General features: G+C 67.8%; 17 protein-coding genes. 13 read left to right on the top strand and 4 right to left on the bottom strand.

Annotated elements, in window-relative coordinates:
- Positions 1-101: 101 nt before the first annotated feature.
- Positions 102-1,799, bottom strand: a complete 1,698-nt coding sequence (gene ybaL, locus IAE41_RS14475) for a YbaL family putative K(+) efflux transporter (protein WP_108747241.1) — start codon at positions 1,797-1,799, stop codon at positions 102-104.
- A gap of 160 nt (positions 1,800-1,959) precedes the next feature.
- A complete protein-coding gene (locus IAE41_RS14470) occupies positions 1,960-4,347 on the bottom strand; it encodes a TonB-dependent receptor (RefSeq protein WP_200733587.1) in 2,388 nt (795 codons plus the stop codon).
- A 336-nt stretch (positions 4,348-4,683) separates the two neighbouring features.
- On the opposite strand from IAE41_RS14470, the gene IAE41_RS14465 reads away from it, so the two are divergent.
- Complete coding sequence (locus IAE41_RS14465) at positions 4,684-6,549, top strand: ABC-F family ATP-binding cassette domain-containing protein (RefSeq protein WP_200733586.1); 1,866 nt, start codon at positions 4,684-4,686, stop codon at positions 6,547-6,549.
- 29 nt (positions 6,550-6,578) lie between these two features.
- Here the strand turns inward: IAE41_RS14465 and ampR are convergent, their stop codons facing one another.
- Positions 6,579-7,445: a LysR family transcriptional regulator AmpR gene (gene ampR, locus IAE41_RS14460; RefSeq protein WP_079222909.1), complete on the bottom strand. Its 867-nt coding sequence runs from the start codon at positions 7,443-7,445 to the stop codon at positions 6,579-6,581.
- A gap of 176 nt (positions 7,446-7,621) precedes the next feature.
- Here ampR and blaL2 point away from each other — a divergent pair, with 176 nt between their 5' ends.
- Positions 7,622-8,527: a L2 family extended-spectrum class A beta-lactamase gene (gene blaL2, locus IAE41_RS14455; protein WP_200733585.1), complete on the top strand. Its 906-nt coding sequence runs from the start codon at positions 7,622-7,624 to the stop codon at positions 8,525-8,527.
- A gap of 60 nt (positions 8,528-8,587) precedes the next feature.
- Entirely contained in the window at positions 8,588-9,229 is a 642-nt protein-coding gene (locus tag IAE41_RS14450) for a hypothetical protein (RefSeq protein ID WP_200733584.1), read from the top strand.
- A gap of 100 nt (positions 9,230-9,329) precedes the next feature.
- On the opposite strand, the gene IAE41_RS14445 is transcribed toward IAE41_RS14450, so the two are convergent.
- Positions 9,330-10,070, bottom strand: coding sequence for a DUF3011 domain-containing protein (locus tag IAE41_RS14445; RefSeq protein WP_200733583.1), 741 nt, complete (start codon positions 10,068-10,070; stop codon positions 9,330-9,332).
- Between the two features lie 158 nt (positions 10,071-10,228).
- Between IAE41_RS14445 and aspS the strand changes: the two genes are divergently transcribed.
- The 10 genes from aspS (at position 10,229) to ybgC (ending at position 19,275) form a co-directional block, all read left to right on the top strand.
- On the top strand, positions 10,229-11,980 hold the full coding sequence (gene aspS, locus IAE41_RS14440; RefSeq protein ID WP_200733582.1) for an aspartate--tRNA ligase: 1,752 nt from the start codon (positions 10,229-10,231) through the stop codon (positions 11,978-11,980).
- A 16-nt stretch (positions 11,981-11,996) separates the two neighbouring features.
- Positions 11,997-12,317, top strand: coding sequence for a DNA primase (locus IAE41_RS14435; RefSeq protein ID WP_200733581.1), 321 nt, complete (start codon positions 11,997-11,999; stop codon positions 12,315-12,317).
- Positions 12,318-12,349: 32 nt separating this feature from the next.
- Positions 12,350-12,871 carry a GNAT family N-acetyltransferase gene (locus tag IAE41_RS14430; protein ID WP_079222903.1) on the top strand — a complete coding sequence of 174 codons (522 nt, stop codon included), beginning with the start codon at positions 12,350-12,352 and terminating at the stop codon, positions 12,869-12,871.
- A gap of 78 nt (positions 12,872-12,949) precedes the next feature.
- Positions 12,950-13,582 (top strand): cobalamin adenosyltransferase, encoded by a 633-nt coding sequence (locus tag IAE41_RS14425; protein WP_108760523.1) that lies wholly within the window; start codon positions 12,950-12,952, stop codon positions 13,580-13,582.
- A 161-nt stretch (positions 13,583-13,743) separates the two neighbouring features.
- Complete coding sequence (locus IAE41_RS14420) at positions 13,744-14,475, top strand: YebC/PmpR family DNA-binding transcriptional regulator (protein WP_200733580.1); 732 nt, start codon at positions 13,744-13,746, stop codon at positions 14,473-14,475.
- 105 nt (positions 14,476-14,580) lie between these two features.
- On the top strand, positions 14,581-15,102 hold the full coding sequence (gene ruvC / locus IAE41_RS14415; protein WP_200733579.1) for a crossover junction endodeoxyribonuclease RuvC: 522 nt from the start codon (positions 14,581-14,583) through the stop codon (positions 15,100-15,102).
- A 13-nt stretch (positions 15,103-15,115) separates the two neighbouring features.
- Positions 15,116-15,709, top strand: coding sequence for a Holliday junction branch migration protein RuvA (ruvA, locus tag IAE41_RS14410; RefSeq protein WP_005410756.1), 594 nt, complete (start codon positions 15,116-15,118; stop codon positions 15,707-15,709).
- 49 nt (positions 15,710-15,758) lie between these two features.
- Complete coding sequence (locus tag IAE41_RS14405) at positions 15,759-17,678, top strand: potassium transporter Kup (protein WP_234455822.1); 1,920 nt, start codon at positions 15,759-15,761, stop codon at positions 17,676-17,678.
- A gap of 135 nt (positions 17,679-17,813) precedes the next feature.
- Positions 17,814-18,854: a Holliday junction branch migration DNA helicase RuvB gene (ruvB, locus tag IAE41_RS14400; RefSeq protein ID WP_079222898.1), complete on the top strand. Its 1,041-nt coding sequence runs from the start codon at positions 17,814-17,816 to the stop codon at positions 18,852-18,854.
- Positions 18,844-19,275: a tol-pal system-associated acyl-CoA thioesterase gene (ybgC, locus tag IAE41_RS14395; protein WP_079222897.1), complete on the top strand. Its 432-nt coding sequence runs from the start codon at positions 18,844-18,846 to the stop codon at positions 19,273-19,275. Before ruvB ends, ybgC begins: the two co-directional genes overlap by 11 nt.
- Positions 19,276-19,279 lie beyond the last annotated feature (4 nt).

Raw genomic sequence — 19,279 nt, 5'->3', positions numbered from 1 at the left:
CCACGGAATGCAGGCTTTTGACGTTGACGTTGACGTTGACGTTGACGTTGCCTTGGCTCGCAGCAGGTGCAGGGCTGCAAGCCCTGCCGCCCGCTCACCCCTCACACCACCGGAATGCTGTGCTGCCCCAGGTTCCGGTACGGCGGCGTCGACATGATCATCTCCGCCAGCGAATACGCCAGCTCGCGCTCGGCCATCACCGTGCCATCGGCACCGTGTTCCAGCAGATGCTTCACTTCCGCATCGCTGTGCGCCCGCGCCAGCAGGGTCAGGTCCGGGTTGATCGCCCGCAGCTTGGCCAGCGCCTCACCGGCTTCCAGCGGCTGCGGAATGGCCAGCACCGCGATCTTCGCGCGCTCCGGGTGGGCCTCGGCCAGCACCCGGTCGGCAGCGGCGCTGCCGCGGATCGCCGCCAGGCCCCTGGCGTGCGCCTGCTCGACGTGTTCCTTGTTGTCATCGATCACCAGCACCGGCACGCCACGGTCGCGCAGCACCTGGGCCAGCTCGCTGCCAACGCGGCCATAACCGATCACGATGGCGTGGTCATGCAGGTCGCGCGACGGGCCGGTCGCCTCTTCGGGCTCGGCCGCCTGCGGCGACTGCTCCTGCTTGGCCTGCCAGCGGTCCAGCAGGCCGAACACCAGCGGGTTCAGCATGATCGATACCAGCGCACCGGCCAGCACCAGCGACTGGCCTTCCTTGGGCAGGATCTGCAGCGCCACGCCGAGGCCGGCGATGATGAAGGCGAACTCGCCGATCTGCGCCAGGCTGGCCGAAATGGTCAGCGCGGTGCTGGTGGGGTGGCCGAAGGCGCGCACGATGAAGAATGCCGCCGCCGACTTGCCGAACATGATGATGGCCACCGTCGCCAGCACCTGCCACGGGTGCTGCACGATGATGTTGGGGTCGAACAGCATGCCCACCGACACGAAGAACAGCACCGCGAACGCATCGCGCAGCGGCAGCGAGTCATGCGCCGCCTTGTGGCTCAGTTCGGATTCGTTGAGCAGCATGCCGGCGAAGAACGCGCCCAGCGCGAACGACACGCCGAACAGCATGGCCGAGCCGAACGCCACGCCCAGCGCGATGGCCAGCACGGACAGGGTGAACAGCTCGCGCGAACCGGTGCCGGCGATGCGCTCCAGGATCCACGGAATGACCCGGCGGCCAACCACCAGCATCACCGCCACGAACAGGCCCAGCTGCACGAAGGTCCAGCCGATGTCGGCCAGCACGCTGCCGAGGGTGTGGGTTTCCTTGGCGGCGTCGGGGCCGAACACGCCGGCCAGCACCGGCATCATCACCAGTGCCAGGACGCAGGCCAGGTCCTCGACGATCAGCCAGCCCACCGCGATCTTGCCGCGCAGGGTTTCCAGCAGGCGGCGTTCTTCCATCGCCCGCAGCAGCACCACGGTACTGGCGGTAGCCAGCGAGAAACCGAAGATGACCCCGTGCAGGGCCGGCCAGCCCATCAGCCAGGCCACGCCCCAGCCCAGCAGGGTGGCCACCGCGATCTGGCCGATGGCACCGGGGATGGCGATGGCCTTCACCGCCATCAGGTCCTTCAGCGAGAAGTGCAGGCCGACGCCGAACATCAGCAGCATCACGCCCAGTTCGGCCAGCTGGTTGGCCAGCGCCTGGTCGGCGACGAAGCCGGGGGTGAACGGGCCGACGCAGATGCCAGCCACCAGGTACCCGACCAGAGGAGACAAGCGCAGCTTGTTGGCCAGCGCGCCGAAGATGAAGGCGAGCCCCAGGCCAACGGCCACGATGTTGATCAGGTCGGTGTCATGGTGCATCGGCACTCGCAGGAAATCGGGGGGATGTCCCGATTTTCACCGATGCGGCCACATACGGCAAACCGTAAACGAGAATGGGGTCAGATCCCTTTTCCGAGGAGGAAAAGGGCTCTGACCCCACCAGGCCAAGGAAATGCCGGCCAGCGGCCGGCGTTGCCCCTTACCAGTTGTACTTGATGCGGCCGTAGACGTATGCGCCATTGAAGCCGAACGGCGAGTAGTTGCTGTAGGGCAGCATGCCGAACGTCGAGTTCTGCAGGTCTTCGGTGCGGTCCGGGTACTCGTCCAGCAGGTTGTCGGCGCCCAGGGTGAGGGTCCAGTTGCTGCTCGGCTTGTAGCTCACCGATGCGTCCAGCACCCACTTGTCGCCGTAGGTCTGGTCGCGCAGGGCGGTGGCCGAGTTGCGCACGGTGAACTCACCGTAGCGGGTGGCGGCCAGGCCCAGTTCCCAGTGGTCCGAACGCCAGGTACCGCTCAGCACGGTCTTGTCGCGCGGGTAGCTGTCCTCGATGCGGCCGATCTCATCGCGGCCGATCAGCGACTGGGTCAGGCCCAGGGTGCTGAACACGGCCGGGGTGCCGCCCACGCGCTGCACCTTGGTGTCGTTGTAGCTGTAGGCCGCGGTCAGTTCCAGGCTGCTGGCCGCGAACGGCACGGTGTAGCTGGAGACGAAGTCGACGCCGCGGGTGCGGGTGTCCAGGCCATTGGTGAAGTACGAGAACGCGGTCACCTGCGGCAGCCCCAGGCTGGTCAGCAGCGCGCTGCTGGCGGCGTTGGTGGTGATGCTGGACGACAGCGCGATGCGGTCATCGATGTCGATCTGGTAGGCATCGACCGTGATGTACAGGCGGTCCACCGGCTGCAGCACCAGGCCCAGACTGTAGGAGGTGGAGGTTTCAGCCTTCAGCGGCGAAGCGCCCAGCGCCTGTGCGGCCGCGCTGGTGGTGGGGAATGTGCCGCGTTCGACGAACACGCCATTGGTGAACTGGCTGGTCACCGCCTGGTAGCCCTGCTGGGCCAGCGACGGGGCGCGGAAACCGCTGGAGGCGGTGGCACGCAGCGCGACCTTGTCGGTGAATGCATAGCGCGCCGACAGCTTGCCAGAGAAGCGGTCACCGAAGTCCGAGTAATCCTCGTAGCGGCCGGTGATGCCGGCGGAGAACTTCTCGGTCAGGTCGGCTTCCAGGCCGGCATAGACCGCGTAGTTGTGGCGGTCGGCATGCACTTCATTGGTGGGGGTGAAGCCGGCGAAGCCCTGCGCACCGGTGCCGGTGTAGGAGTTCAGTTCGCCCGGGTTCTGGTCCCACTTTTCCTTGCGGTATTCACCACCGAAGGACAGGGTGACCGGGTAGGCCAGGCCCCAGTCCAGCGACTTGGTCACGTCGGCATTGAAGATGTCCTGCTGGTACTTCAGCGTGCCGTCGTAGAACGAGCGCGGGCTGGTGGCGCCCAGGCTGTAGTTGATGCTGTTGCGGGTGTTGAAGTCCAGGGTGTTCTCGCCGTGGTTCAGGCTGAGGTCCCAGGTCCAGCCGCTCTCGGTGTTGCCCTTGACGCCGGCCACCAGCGAGCGGTCCTTGGAATACTGGTTGATCTCCGGCACGTAGCCGTCCGGGTAGATCTGCGACAGCAGCGCGGTCTGGCCGCTGTGGTTGGGCGAGCGGTAGAACGCGAACGAGGTGATGTCGCGGTTGCTGAGCAGCGCGCTGGCGTAGCCGGTCACGTGGTCGCTGAAGTCGAAGCTGCCGTTGAGCGAGGCCGCGGTGGCATCCACGCGCGGGTCGCCGACGATGAAGGTGGTTTCACCGATGGCGGGGAAATTGCCGGTGTTCGGCGTGGTGCCGCGGTACGGGCCAGCGCGGTTGCTTTCATCCTGCTGGCTGATCTGGCCGGCCACATGCACGCGGCCACGGCCGTTGGCGAACTCCACGCCGGTGTCGCCGGAGAGCTGGTACTTGTTGCCGTCGCCAGCCGAGTACTGGCCATAGTCCACGGCCAGGCTGCCGCCGCTGCCGCTGCCCTTGAGCACGATGTTGATGACGCCGGCGATGGCGTCCGAGCCGTACTGCGCCGAGGCGCCGTCGCGCAGCACTTCCACGCGTTCGATGGCGGCGATCGGGATCGCGTTGATGTCCACCGCCGAGGCGCCGCGGCCGATGCTGCCGTTGACGTTGATCATCGCCGAGGTGTGCTGGCGCTTGCCATTCACCAGCACCAGCACCTGGTCCGGCGACAGGCCGCGCAGCTGCGCCGGGCGCACGCCGCTGGTGCCGTCGGTCAGGGCCGGGCGCGGGAAGTTCAGCGAGGGCAGGGCGCGCGACAGCGCGGTGGCCAGTTCGCCGGTACCGGTGGACTGCAGGATTTCCGGGGTGATGATGTCGATCGGCGACTGCGACTCGGCGACCGTACGGTCGGCCACGCGGGTACCGGTGACGATCACCGTATCGAGGGTGTTGGCGGCGCTGCCGGCCTGCTGGGCAGCAGCGGCGAACGAAGAGCCACCGAGTGCGACAGCGACGGCGGCGGCGATCAGGCTGGTCTTGCGGGTCATCGGGGTGGGGCTCCGGTTGGCGGGAACTGGCACCGGAATCGACATCACGGGGGTGAGGCGGACGACGGTTGTTGCGGTGCGCAATACAGCAATTAACGGGAATTTAAACAGCTGTCAAATGCGCGTCATGTGAAAAAACGTTGCAAAAGCAAGCATTTAGCGCTGGCGGGCATTGGCGGGGGAGGGGCCCGGGAGGCGCGCGGACTCGACGAGGGAGAGAAGTGGAGCGACCGCGTCGCTTCCCGGGGCGCGTCAAGTATTCGTTAACGCTAGAATTGCGTCGCAGGAACAGTGCTTACCAGCACATTCCATTCGGTTATATGGACGCCTTCCCCCATGATTTCGCTTCGTAATTTCGCCTTGCGCCGCGGCGAGCGGCTGCTGTTGTCCAATGTCGACCTGACCCTGCATGCCGGTTACCGGGTGGGTGTGGTCGGCCGCAATGGTGCTGGCAAGTCCAGCCTGTTCGCGGCGGTGAAGGGCGAGCTGGAGGCGGACAAGGGCGACGTTGACCTGCCCGGCAAGGTACGCATCGCCAGCGTCGCCCAGGAAACCCCGTCGCTGCCCGACCCCGCGCTGAGCTTCGTGCTGGGCGGCGATATCGAAGTGGCTGCGGTGCTGGCCGCCGAAGCCGACGCCACCGCCCGCGAGGACTGGGAAGCCGTGGCCGAGGCGCATACGCGCATGGCCGAGCTGAACGCCTATGACGCCGAAGCGCGCGCCGGCAAGCTGCTGCACGGCCTGGGCTTCCCGGCCGAGACCCACCACCGCGCGGTGTCCTCGTTCTCCGGCGGCTGGCGCGTGCGCCTGAACCTGGCCCGCGCGCTGATGATGCCCAGCGACCTGCTGCTGCTGGACGAACCGACCAACCACCTCGACCTGGATGCGGTGTACTGGCTGGAACAGTGGCTGCTGAAGTACCCGGGCACCCTGCTGCTGATCTCGCATGACCGCGAGTTCCTCGACAACGTGGCCACCCACACCCTGCACCTGCACGGTGGCGGCGCCAAGCTCTACCCGGGTGGTTACACCGATTTCGAGCGCCAGCGCGCCGAACAGCTGCGCCAGCAGCAGATCGCGCACGAGAAGGAACAGGCCGAGCGCGCCCACCTGCAGAGCTTCATCGACCGCTTCAAGGCGCAGGCCAGCAAGGCCGCGCAGGCGCAGAGCCGCATGAAGCGCCTGGCCAAGCTGGCCGGTACCGAAGCGGTGCGCGCCGAGCGCGAATTCCGCATCGAATTCGCACCGCCGGCCAAGCTGCCGTTCTCGCTGATCCGCCTGAACCATGTCGAGGCGGGGTACGGCAAGGACGCGGTGATCCTGCACAACGTCGGCTTCGGCCTGGAAGCGGGCCAGCGCATCGGCCTGCTCGGCCCCAACGGCGCCGGCAAGACCACCCTGGTGAAGACCCTGGTGGGCGAGCTGATGCCGATCGACGGCGAGCGCTCGGCGCACCCGGACCTGAAGATCGGCTACTTCGCCCAGCACACGGTGGAATCGCTGCACGAAGGCCAGTCGCCGATGGAGCACTTCCGCGAGATCGCCCCGGATGCGCCGAACCAGTCGTTCCGCGATTTCCTGGGCAAGTGGAATTTCCCCGGTGACCGCGCGTTCGAGCCGGTCGATGGCTTCTCCGGTGGCGAGCGCGCCCGCCTGGCGCTGGCGCTGATCGCCTGGCAGCAGCCGAACGTGCTGCTGCTGGACGAACCGACCAACCACCTTGACCTGGAAATGCGCGAAGCGCTGGCCGAAGCGCTGGCCGATTTCGATGGCGCGATCGTGATGGTCTCGCATGACCGCCATCTCATCGGACTGGTCTGCGACACCTTCTGGCGCGTGGCCGATGGCGTGGTCGAGCCGTTCGATGGCGACCTCGACGCTTACGCCGCCTGGCTGCGTACCCGCCCGCAGGCGCAGGGCACCAAGGCCCGCATGGAGCAGGTGGAGGAGCCGGTGGTGGTCAAGACCGCCCCGGTGGCGCAGGTGGTGCAGAAGAAGCCGGCCAACCCGCACAAGCTGGCCTCGGCCGAAGCCAAGGTGTCCGAGCTGGAAAACAGCCTGGCCGAGCTGGACCGCCAGCTGGCCGACCCGGCCAACTACGCCGATGCCACCCGCATGGCCGTGCTCGGCCGCGACCGCGAAACCACCGCTGCCCGGCTGGAAAAGGCCGAAGCCGCGTGGATGGAGCTGCTGGAAGGGTAATGGGTAGTGCCGGGCCATGCCCGGCGGGGTTACCCGCCCTGCGCCTGCAGCCACTCGCGGAAGCGCCGTGCCGGCTCGCGCTCGGCACGCGAGCGCAGCCGCGTCAACCAGTAGCGGCCCAGTTCCAGCGTGGTCGCAAACGGCTGCAGCAGGCGCCCTTCGGCCAGCTCCTGCTCGAACATGCGCAGCGGCAGCAGGGCCACGCCGGCGCCACCGGCCGCGGCCATCGCCACGGTCAACGACGAATCAAACACCGGCCCGCGCGCTTCCACGCCGCTCACCCCGGCCGTCTGCAGCCAGCGCGGCCACTCATCGCTGCGGTAGGACCGCAGCAGCGGCACCGTGCCCAGATCGCGCGGCTGCTTCAGGCGCCGCGCCAGCGCCGGCGCGCACAGTGGCGCGAACGGCGCCTCGAGGATCGCCGTGCAGGCCTGGCCCTGCCAGTCGCCATCGCCGAAGCGGATCGCCAGGTCGAGGCCTTCGCCGGCCAGGTCGATGCGGTTGTTGTGGGTCTGCAGGCGCAGCTCGATATCCGGGTGCGCGGCTTCGAACGCGGCCAACCGCGGCAGCAGCCAGCCGGTGGCAAAGGTGCCCACCACGCCCAGCGTCAGCACTTCCCGCGCCGGCCCGCCGGTGTAGCGGGCGATGCTGGCCGAGATGCGCTCGAAGGATTCATTGAGCACCGGGAACAGCGCGGCGCCCTCGTCGGTCAGTGCCACTCCACGCGGCAGGCGGTGGAACAGGCGGATGCCCAGCCGGTCCTCCAGGCCACGGATCTGGTGGCTGAGCGCGGCCTGGCTGACGCACAGCTCCAGCGCCGCACGGGTGAAGTTCTGGTGCCGGGCGGCGGCCTCGAAGGCGCGCAGGGCATTCAGCGGCAGGGTCGGGTGCAGCATGGCCAGGTGTGAGGTGGAGTGATGGCTGATCCTAGCGCGACAGGTCGCACCCTCGCCATGGCATGGGTTCATTTGCGACAGGCATGAATTAATTTCATGCCTTCCCCTGAAGATTCCCGCTGGTGGCGCCGCGCCGGAGCTCCCGATAATCGGTGCTCGTCCACCGGAGCCCGCCCATGCACGCCCGCCGCCGATTCCTGCAGTTCAGTGGTGCCGCCCTCGCATCCTCCCTGCTTGCGCCCGCACTGGCGCGCGCTGCCGCCGCCGTGCCGGCCGCGCCGGCCGCCATTGCCAATGCCGCCGATTTCGCCGCGCTGGAGAAGGCCAGCGGCGGCCGCCTGGGCGTAACCGTGCTGGACACCGGCAGCGGTCGTCGCATCGCCGGGCATCGCCAGGACGAGCGCTTCCCGATGTGCAGCACGTTCAAGTCGATGCTGGTGGCCCACGTGCTGAGCCTGGCCGATGCGGGCCGCGTTTCGCTGGACACCCGCGTGCCGATCGCCGAAAAGGATCTGCTGTCCTACGCCCCGGTGGCCCGCCGCCACGTCGGCAAGGACCTGAGCGTGCGCGACCTGTGCCGGGGCACGCTGACCACCAGTGACAACACCGCCGCCAACCTGCTGCTGGGCGTCAATGGTGGCCCGCCCGCGCTGACGGCGTTCCTGCGCGCGCAGGGTGACGCGGTCACCCGCAACGACCGCTACGAGCCGGAGATGAACCGGTTCGCGAAGGGTGACCCGCGCGACACCACCAGCCCGGCGGCGATGGCCGCCAGCCTGGCCCGTTTCGCGGTGGGCAATGGCCTGTCGGCGGCATCCCGGCTGCAGTTCGCCGATTGGCTGATCGACAACCAGACCGGCGATGCCTGCCTGCGCGCCGGGCTCGGCAAGCGCTGGCGGGTGGGCGACAAGACCGGCAGCAATGGCGAGGACACCCGCAACGACATCGCCGTGCTGTGGCCGCGTGCCGGTGGCGCGCCGTGGGTGGTGACCGCCTACCTGCAGGGCGCATCGGTGGATGATGACCAGCGTGCGGCCGTGCTGGCGCGGGTTGGTGCGCTGGCCGATGCGATGATCCCCTGAGCCGTGCGGGGCAGGGCGCTGCGGTTTGCGCCTGCCCGGCATGGCCGTTAGGGTTGGGGCATGAATGTACGTGCCCCCCTGCTTTCCGTCGCCGTGCTGTGCAGCCTGGCTGCTTGTTCGCAGCAGACGCCAGCGATCAACCACGATCTGTCCACGGCCCCGGCCGATGCGTTCATGGCGGCCATCGCCGCCCATTGCGGCCAGGCCTTCGCGGGCAGGGTTGTCGAGGACACCCCGGCCCCGACCGGCGAGGATCCCTTCGCCGGCCAGCGCCTGGTGATGCACGTGCGCGGCTGCGCCGACCCCGGGCATGAGCTGCGCATCCCGTTCCATGTCGGCGATGACCATTCGCGGACCTGGATCATCACCCGTACCGAAAACGGCCTGAAGCTCAAGCACGACCACCGCCATGCCGATGGCAGCCCGGACGCGATCACCCTGTATGGCGGCGACAGCAAGCCACCGGGCACCGCCGAGCGCCAGCAGTTCCCGGCCGATGGCGATTCGGTGGCGATGTTCCGTCGTGCCGGCATGCTGGCCTCGACCCACAACACCTGGGCGATGGAGGTCGAGCCGGACCAGCGGTTCGTCTATGAGCTGACCCGGCCGGAAGGACGCCGCTTCCGCGTCGAATTCGATCTCGGCAAGCCGGTGGCGCTGCCGCCGGCGCCGTGGGGCGACGAGGCCCCGCCGGCACCCTGACCCTTCCCTCAGCCACCCGGGTAGCGCCGGGCCATGCCCGGCGGCTTTCCTGCGGTTGACCGCGCCGCTGCGCTCGCCGGGCATGGCCCGGCGCTACCCCTCACCGCGTGCCGAAGCGCGCCCGGCAGCCGTTGCTCACCCACACTTGCCCGCGCGAATAGCCCCAGCTGCGACCTTCCTGGCAGGCACTGCCCGACAGCTGCTGCTGCAGCACCGGGCGGCCCTGGCGTTCATCCCAGTCGCAGTTCTGGGTGCGATTGTTGTTGCTGCTGCAGGTGACGGAATAGTTGCTGTTGCCGCCGCCCCAGCCACCGCCGTGGCCGCCGCCCCAGCCGCCACGCGACTCGGCGAATTCGCCGCGGCAGCCGCGGTTGACCCAGATGCTGCCGCGCCGGACGCCCCAGGTCTGGCCCTCCACGCAGGCCGAGCCGGAAATCTGCCGGACCAGGGTCGCGCCGCGCCAGTTGGTCGGGCAGGTGCGCTCGCGGTTGTCCTGGCTTTCGCAGCGGATGGTGCCGCCGCTGCCACCGCCCCAGTTGCCGCCATTGCCGCCGCCCCAGCCACCGCGGCCTTCCACGAACTCGGCGCGGCAGCCATTGGTGACCCAGATGCTGCCGTTGCGGCTGCCCCAGGTGCGGCCCTCCACGCAGGACGAGCCGGACAGCTGGCGTACCATCTGCGCATTGCGCCAGCCGGTGTTGCAGACCCGCTCCCGGTTGTTCTGGCTTTCGCAGCGGACGACGCCGTTCTGCGCAGCGGCGGGGGCGACGGGCAGGGCGAGGCCGGCAAGGCCGCCCACGGACAAGGTCAGGGCCAGGCTGGCCAGGGACAGCGGTTTCATGGGCAATCCCCATACGGTGTGTGGTGCGCGACTATAAGGACGGGCCGGATAAAGCCCGTGTGACTGTCCGCATTTGCCCCGGCCGGGGCCTCGGCCGCAGAATACGGGGCTTTCCGGCCCCCGTCGGGTGCCGGCGTTCTCCAGCGGAGCTTTCCCCCATGCGTACCCACTTCTGCGGCCTGGTCGATGAGACCCTGATTGGCCAGACTGTCACCCTCGCCGGCTGGACCGACGTGGCCCGTAACCAGGGCGGCGTCTGCTTCATCGATCTCCGCGATCATGAAGGCATCGTGCAGGTGACCGTCGAGGTCGACAACGCCGAAGTGTTCGCCGTGGCCGCTTCGCTGGGCTATGAGGACGTGCTGCAGGTCGAAGGCGTGGTGCGCGCCCGCCACGCGGTGAACGACAAGATGGCCACCGGCAAGGTGGAAGTGATCGCCACCGCCATCACCGTGCTGAACAAGGCCGCCCCGCTGCCGTTCCACGCGCACGAGAACCCGGGCGAAGACACCCGCCTGAAGTACCGCTACCTGGACCTGCGCCGCCCGGAAATGCAGCGCATGCAGCGCACCCGCATCAAGCTGGTGCAGGCCCTGCGCCGCCACCTGGATGAGCGCGGCTTCCAGGACATCGAAACCCCGATCCTGACCAAGGCCACCCCGGAAGGCGCCCGCGACTTCCTGGTGCCGGCGCGCATGCACCCGGGCGAGTTCTACGCCCTGCCGCAGAGCCCGCAGCTGTTCAAGCAGATCCTGATGGTGGCCGGCTTCGACCGTTACTACCAGATCGCGCGCTGCTTCCGCGACGAGGCCCTGCGTGCCGACCGCCAGCTGGAATTCACCCAGCTGGACATGGAATTCGCCTTCGTCCGCGAGCAGGACGTGCAGGACTTCGTCGAGTCGATGATCCGCGCCATCTTCAAGGAAGTGGTCGACGTCGAGCTGGCCGCCACCTTCCCGCGCATGACCTGGGCCGAGGCGATGCGTCGCTACGGTTCGGACAAGCCGGACCTGCGCATCGCGCTGGAGCTGGTGGACGTGGCCGAGCTGGTCAAGGACAGCGAATTCGCCGTGTTCACCGGCCCGGCCAATGACGCCGAAGGCCGCGTGGCCGCGCTGCGCATCCCGGGCGGTGCCACCCTGTCGCGCAAGCAGATCGACGAATATGCCGCGCATGCCGCCAAGTACGGCGCCAAGGGCCTGGCCTACATCAAGATCGCCGAGAACGGCGAAGTCAGCTCGCCGATCCAGAAGTTCTTCAGCGAGGCATCCTTCGCCGCCCTGGTCGCCCACGTCGGCGCCGGCAACGGCGACATCGTGTTCTTCGGTGCCGGTGGCTACAACAAGGTGTCCGACTTCATGGGCGCCCTGCGCCTGAAGGCCGGCAAGGACTTCGACTTGGTCGCCGACGGCTGGGCCCCGCTGTGGGTCACCGACTTCCCGATGTTCGAATGGGACGACGAAGACCAGCGCTACGTCGCCCTGCATCACCCCTTCACCGCGCCGGCCGTGGATGACATCGCCGATCTGCGCGCCAACGCCCGTACCGCCGTTTCGCGCGGCTACGACATGGTGCTCAACGGCAATGAAATCGGCGGCGGCTCGATCCGTATCCACCGCCCGGACATGCAGAGCGCGGTGTTCGAGCTGCTGGGCATCGGTGCCGAAGAGGCCCGTGCCAAGTTCGGCTTCCTGCTCGACGCGCTGAACTACGGCGCACCGCCGCACGGCGGCATCGCCTTCGGCATCGACCGCATCGCCGCCCTGATGGCCGGCACCGAGTCGATCCGCGACGTCATCCCGTTCCCGAAGACCACCGGTGCGCAGGATCTGATGACCGATGCGCCGTCGCCGATCGTCGACACGCAGCTGGCCGAAGTGCACATCCAGGTTCGCCCCAAGACCAACTGATCAGGAGATCCAGGCAATGACCGAGTTTGCGTTTTCGCTGGAGTGGGAAAAGCTGGGCAATGAAGGCTCCGAGGCCAACCTGGTCACCGAGCGTGCACGTGTATTCGGTGGTTGGCTGGTCCGCGTCGGTACCAACCCGGCGGCGATGGCCCTGACCTTCGTCGCTGACGGCGAAGGCCGTTGGGACGGTGAAGACTTCGGCGTCGAGGATTACGAGGACGACGAAGAGGAAGAGTTCGACGAGGACGAGGAAGAAGGCGAGGACGAGGACGAAGAGGAATACGAGGAAGAGGACGAGGAAGAAGAAGACGAAACCGAGTCGCCGGAACGGGCTTGACCCCGACCGTCGCCCTGGCGTCCACTCGACCCATGTATTCCATCCGCCGCGCCACCGTGGACGACGCCCCGACCCTGTCGGCGCTGGCTGCCCGCACGTTCACCGAAACCTTCGGCCATCTGTACCCGCCGCAGCACCTGCAGGATTTCCTCGAGGAGTCCTACACGGTGGAGCGGCAGCGAACCATCCTGGCCCACCCCGATTACGCGGTGTGGCTGCTGGAGCTGGACGGGGAGGCGGTCGGCCATGCCGCCGCCGGCCCCTGCGGGCTGCCGCACCCGGACGTGAAGCCCGGTGACGGCGAGCTCAAGCGCCTGTACCTCATCAAGACCCAGCAGAGCTGTGGCTGGGGCAGCCGCCTGCTGGAAACCGCACTGGCCTGGCTGGAACAGGACGGCCCGCGCACCCTGTGGCTGGGGGTGTGGTCGGAAAACTTCGGTGCCCAGCGTTTCTATGCCCGTTACGGCTTCGAGAAGGCCGGCGAGTACCTGTTCCCGGTTGGCGAAACCAACGACCTGGAATTCATCCTGCGCCGGGTGCCGCGTCCGGCGTGAGGCCGTTCACCGGCGCTTGCCGGTCGATTCTGTTCAATCACCGTACGTCCCGCCCCGCCGAACGCCAGGCTGCACCGCATGACTCCCCCCGTACTGCTTCTGCATGGCATCTGGAATGCCCGCGCCTGGGTCGGGCCATTGGCCTGGCGCCTGCGCGCGCGTGGTTTCCAGGTGCATGCCTTCGGTTACTCCTCGGTATTCGGTGGCCCCGATGTCGCCGTGCCGCAGCTGCTGGAGCGCCTGGCCGATGCCGGCCCGCTGTCGCTGGTCGGCCACAGCCTGGGCGGCCTGCTGGCGCTGGAGGCCCTGCGCCGCCAGCCGCAGCTGGATGTGCAGCGCGTGGTCTGCCTGGGGTCGCCGCTGCGTGGCAGTGGCACGGCGCGGTCGCTGTCCGAGCACGGCTGGGGCCTGGCCCTGGGCCGCAGCAGTGAACTGCTGCTCGATGGCCTGCCGGACTGGCAGGGCAGGGCGAAGGTCGGGCTGATCGCCGGATCGGTGCCGCATGGCCTGGGCAGCCTGCTGGGCGCGCTGGATGACGTATCCGACGGCACCGTGGCCCTGGCCGAGACCCGCCTGCCGGGCCTGGCCGACCACTGCGTGGTGCGCACCAGCCACAGCGGCCTGGTGGTGTCGCCCGATGCCGCGCGGCAGACCGCGCACTTCCTGCGCCACGGCCAGTTCGATCACAGCCGCGACGCCGCCGCCGCGTAGGTTGGTGGGTGCGACCGACCTGCACTGGTGGGTGCGAACCGTTGGTTCGCACGCTCTTCCCCGGGCATGGCCCGGCGGCATCTACCGCCCTAGACACGGTTGCGGCCGCCGATCAGGTAGAATCCGCGCCTTGATCCTGAAGCAGCCAGACGGTAACACCCATGGGAAGAGGTCCCTCGATCGAAAACCGCAAAAACGCGTCTGACGCGAAGCGCGGCAAGATTTTCACCAAGATCATCCGCGAGATCGGCGTTGCCGCGCGCGGCGGTGGAGGCGACCCCAACAACAACCCGCGCCTGCGTGTTGCCATGGACAAGGGCCTGAGCGTGAACATGTCCAAGGACGTGATCGAGCGCGCCATCAAGAAGGCCACCGGTGAACTGGAAGGCGTCGATTACGAGGAAATCCGCTACGAGGGCTACGCCCCCGGTGGCGTGGCCGTCATCGTCGACTGCCTGACCGACAACCGCGTGCGCACCGTGGCCGATGTCCGCCACGCGTTCAGCAAGTGCGGTGGCAACATGGGCACCGAAGGCTCGGTCGCCTTCATGTTCAAGCGCCTGGGCGTGCTGCACTTCGCCGCCGGTGCCGATGAAGAAGCGATCACCGAAGCGGCCATCGAAGCCGGCGCCGACGACATCGTGGTCTACCCGGAAGACGGCGCGATCGACGTGGTCACCAGCCCGGACGCGTTCAACGCGGTCAAGGATGCAATGGCCGCGGCCGGCCATGTCGCCGACCACGCCGAGATCACCTTCCGCGCCGACAACGACATCAAGGTCGAGGGCGATGTCGCCCTGCAGGTGAAGAAGCTGCTGGACATGCTGGAAGACCTGGACGACGTGCAGGACGTGTATTCCAACGCCGATCTCGGCGCCGACGCCTACGCCTGAGCCGTCCTCGACGGCCTGGGCGCGGGCCGTTGAACGGTCACCGCGGACAGTCATGAGCCCATTGCCCTGCCAGCGTTTCCCGTTCCACCCGGCCAGGAGTGCCACATGACCCGCATCCTCGGCATCGACCCCGGTTCCCAGCGGACCGGGGTCGGCATCATTGATGTCGACGTCGCCGGCAAGGTCAGCCACGTGCACCACCAGCCGCTGGTGCTGCTGGGCGCCGACGATTTCCCCCAGCGCATGAAGCTGCTGGTGCTGGGCCTGGCCGACCTGTGCCGGGAATACCAGCCGGACGAAGTGGCCATCGAAAAGGTCTTCATGGCCCGCAACCCCGATTCGGCGCTGAAGCTGGGCCAGGCCCGTGGCGCGGCGATCTCGGCGGTGGTGCTGCGCGACCTGCCGGTGCACGAATACGCCGCCAGCGAGATCAAGCTGGCCGTGGTCGGGCGCGGTGGCGCCGAAAAGCAACAGGTTCAACACATGGTCGGGCTCATGCTCAACCTGAAAACCAAGCTGCAGGCCGACGCGGCCGACGCGTTGGCCGTGGCGATCACCCATGCCCACGTAAGGGCGACGGCCAACCGCCTGGGGCTCAGTGCCCGCCAGGCCTGGGGCCGCAAATGAGGAGCTGCACGCAATGATCGGTCGACTGCGCGGCATCGTCGCCTACAAGGCACCGCCGTGGCTGGTGGTGGACGTGAACGGGGTGGGCTACGAACTGGAGGCGCCGATGAGCACCTTCTACGACCTGCCCGAACTCGGCCGCGAGGTCACCCTGTACACCCACTATTCGCAGAAGGAAGACAGCGTCTCGCTGTACGGCTTCCTGCGCGAGGGTGAGCGCCGCCTGTTCCGCGATGTGCAGAAGGTCAGCGGCATCGGCGCGAAGATCGCGCTGGCCGTGCTGTCCGGTGTCACCGTCGAAGAGTTCGCGCGCATGGTGCAGGCCGGTGACATCACCGCGCTGACCCGCATCCCCGGCATCGGCAAGAAGACCGCCGAGCGCATGGTGCTGGAGCTGCGCGACCGCGCTGCCCAGTTCGGTGCCGGCGGCGCACTGCCTACCGGCAGCGGTCCGGCCCCGGCCGATCCGCTGTCCGACGCCACCGTGGCCCTGCAGCAGCTGGGCTACAAGCCGGCCGAAGCGGCGCGCATGGCCCGCGACGCCTTCAATGAGGGTGACGAAGTGGCCACCGTGATCCGCAAGGCGCTGCAGTCCGCGCTGCGCTGATCCGTTTTCCTTTCCTTCCACGAATCGCCTGAGCTTCGCCAGGAGTCCCATGTCCAGCAGTCAAACCCCGCACGCAGCCGCCCCTGGCGGTCACGGTCACGCCCCCCCGGCCGGGGGACTGGCGCTGATCATCGGTGCGATCGGCGTGGTCTTCGGCGATATCGGTACCAGCCCGCTGTACACCCTGAAGGAGGCGTTCTCGCCGCACTACGGGCTCAACAGCGACCACGACACCGTGCTCGGCGTGCTGTCACTGGCGTTCTGGGCGCTCAACATCGTGGTCACGCTGAAGTACGTGACCATCATCATGCGCGCCGACAATGACGGCGAGGGCGGCATCATGGCGCTGATGGCGCTGACCCAGCGCACCCTGCGCAACGGGTCGCGCTCGGCGTACGTGGTCGGCATCCTCGGCATCTTCGGTGCGTCGCTGTTCTTCGGCGACGGCGTGATCACCCCGGCCATTTCCGTGCTGGGCGCGGTGGAAGGCCTGGAGGTGGCGGCCCCGGGCCTGCATGCCTTCATCGTGCCCATCACGGTCGTGGTGCTGCTGGCTGTGTTCGCGGTGCAGCGCTTTGGTACCGAGAAGATCGGCAAGCTGTTCGGGCCGATCACCTCGATATGGTTCATATCGCTGGCCGCCATCGGCATCTACAACATCGTCGATTCACCGGAAGTGCTGAAGGCCTTCAACCCGTGGTGGGCCATCCGCTTCTTCATGGACCACAGTTGGCACGGCATCTTCATCCTCGGCGCGGTGGTACTGGCGGTGACCGGTGGCGAAGCGCTGTACGCCGACATGGGCCACTTCGGCGCCAAGCCCATCCGTCATGCGTGGTATTTCTTCGTGCTGCCATGCCTGGTGCTGAACTACCTGGGGCAGGGCGCGCTGGTGCTCAACCATCCGGAGGCGGTGAAGAACCCATTCTTCGAGGCCGTGCCGGACTGGGCGCTGTACCCGATGATCATCCTGGCCACCATGGCCGCGGTCATCGCCTCGCAGTCGGTCATCACCGGTGCGTTCTCGGTGTCGCGCCAGGCGATGCAGCTGGGCTACATCCCGCGCATGCGCATCAAGCACACCTCGCACGACACCATCGGCCAGATCTACATCCCCGGCATCAACTGGGGCATCGCGGTGATGGTCATCGGCCTGGTGCTGGCGTTCCGCAGCTCGTCCAACCTGGCCGTGGCCTACGGCATCTCGGTGTCGGCCACCATGCTCATCGACACCCTGCTGCTGGCCCTGGTGGCCCGCTCGCTGTGGCCGAAGGCGCGCAACTGGATCCTGCCCCTGTGCGTGGTGTTCTTCATCATCGACCTGGGCTTCGTCATCGCCAACGGCGCCAAGCTGCTGCAGGGCGCGTGGTTCCCGGTGGTGCTGGGCATCTTCCTGTTCACCATGATGCGCACCTGGCGCCGTGGCCGCGAGTTGCTGCGCGATGAGATCCGCAAGGACGGCATCCGCATCGACACCTTCCTGCCGGGCCTGATGCTGGCGCCGCCGGTGCGCGTGCCGGGCACCGCAGTGTTCCTCACCGCCGACCCGACCGTGGCCCCGCATGCGCTGATGCACAACCTCAAGCACAACAAGGTGCTGCACGAGCGCAACGTGTTCCTGCACGTGGAAACCCTGCCCATCCCCTATGCGATGGAAGGGCAGCGGTTGAAGATCGAATCGGTAGGCGACGAGTTCTACCGGGTCTATGTGCGCTTCGGCTTCATGGAAACCCCGGACGTGCCGCTGGCGCTGATGCGCTCGTGCGACCACGGCGGCATCTACTTCGACCCGATGGACACCACGTTCTTCGCCAGCCGCGAGACCATCGTCGCCACCGCCAACCGCGGCATGCCGATCTGGCGCGACAAGCTGTTCGCGCTGATGCACAGGAATGCCGCCCCGGCCACCGGCTTCTTCCGCATCCCGGGCAACCGCCTGGTCGAACTGGGTGCCCAGGTCGAGATCTGACCCCGATCGATCTGGTAGTGCCGGCCGCTGGCCGGCATCCCGCGATGCCTCAAATGCTCATGGGGTTGCCGGCCAGCGGCCGGCACTACCGTGCTTCCGGCCCCGGAATGCACCCATTTACCGCATAATCACGGCATGACCGACGATCGCATCATCGGCGCCGGCGCCACCCGCGAGGATGACGCCGCCGACGCCAGCATCCGACCCAAGCGACTGGCCGATTACCTCGGCCAGGCGCCGGTGCGCGAGCAGATGGAAATCTACATCCAGGCCGCCAAGGCCCGTGGCGACGCGCTCGACCACGTGCTGATCTTCGGCCCGCCCGGCCTGGGCAAGACCACCCTCAGCCATGTCATCGCCAACGAACTGGGCGTGGCGCTGCGGGTGACCTCCGGCCCGGTGATCGAGAAAGCCGGCGACCTCGCCGCGCTGCTGACCAACCTGCAGCCGCACGACGTGCTCTTCATCGACGAAATCCACCGCCTGTCGCCGGTCGTCGAGGAAGTGCTGTACCCGGCGATGGAAGACTTCCAGATCGACATCATGATCGGCGAGGGCCCCGCGGCCCGCTCGATCAAGATCGACCTGCCGCCGTTCACCCTGATCGGCGCCACCACCCGCGCCGGCCTGTTGACCGCGCCGCTGCGCGACCGCTTCGGCATCGTCCAGCGGCTGGAGTTCTACAGCGTCGAGGAACTGACCCGCATCGTGCGCCGTTCGGCGGCCATCCTGGCCATCGACTGCACCGCCGACGGGGCAGGGGAGATCGCCCGCCGCGCGCGTGGTACCCCGCGTATCGCCAACCGCCTGCTGCGCCGCGTGCGTGATTACGCCCAGGTCAAGGCCGGCGGCCATATCGACGAAGCCGTCGCACAGGCCGCCATGAAGATGCTCAAGGTCGACCCGGAAGGCTTCGACGAGCTTGACCGGCGCCTGCTGAAGACCATGGTCGACTACTTCGACGGTGGCCCGGTGGGCATCGAATCGCTCGCCGCGGCCCTGTCCGAGGAGCGCGGCACGCTGGAAGACGTGGTTGAACCCTACCTGATCCAGCAGGGCTTCCTGGTGCGCACCGCGCGCGGCCGCATGGCCACCCACAAGGCCTACCGGCACATGGGCCTGAAGCCCAAAAACCCGCCCCAGGACCTGTTTGCGGAGGTTCCCGATGTCGGTTGAGCCCCGATTCAGTTGGCCGACACGCATTTACTGGGAAGATACGGACGCTGGCGGGGTGGTCTACCACGCCCGCTACGTGGCCTTCATGGAAAGGGCCCGGACCGAATGGATGCGCGCGCTGGGCTACGGCCAGGAGCGCATGCGCAGCGAGCACGGCATGGTGTTCGCGGTGCGTTCGATGCAGATGGACTTCATCAAGCCGGCCCGGCTGGATGACGCCCTGCAGGTGAGCGCCACCCTGGTCCAGCTGAAGAAGGCCAGCATGGTCTTCGACCAGCGGGTCGAGCGCGACGGCGAACTGCTGCTGTCGGCCCAGGTCCGCATCGCCGCACTGGACGCGGCCAGTTTCCGCCCGCGTGGCATGGACGAACCCGTCCTTGCCGCGCTGCAACCCTACCTCCACCCCGAATCCGAACTTTGAGGAA

The sequence above is a fragment of the Stenotrophomonas sp. S39 genome, assembly GCF_016624665.1.
In the GTDB taxonomy this organism is placed as follows: domain Bacteria; phylum Pseudomonadota; class Gammaproteobacteria; order Xanthomonadales; family Xanthomonadaceae; genus Stenotrophomonas.
Note: the sequence above shows the minus strand (reverse complement) of the source record. Positions and strands in the feature narration are given on the sequence as shown.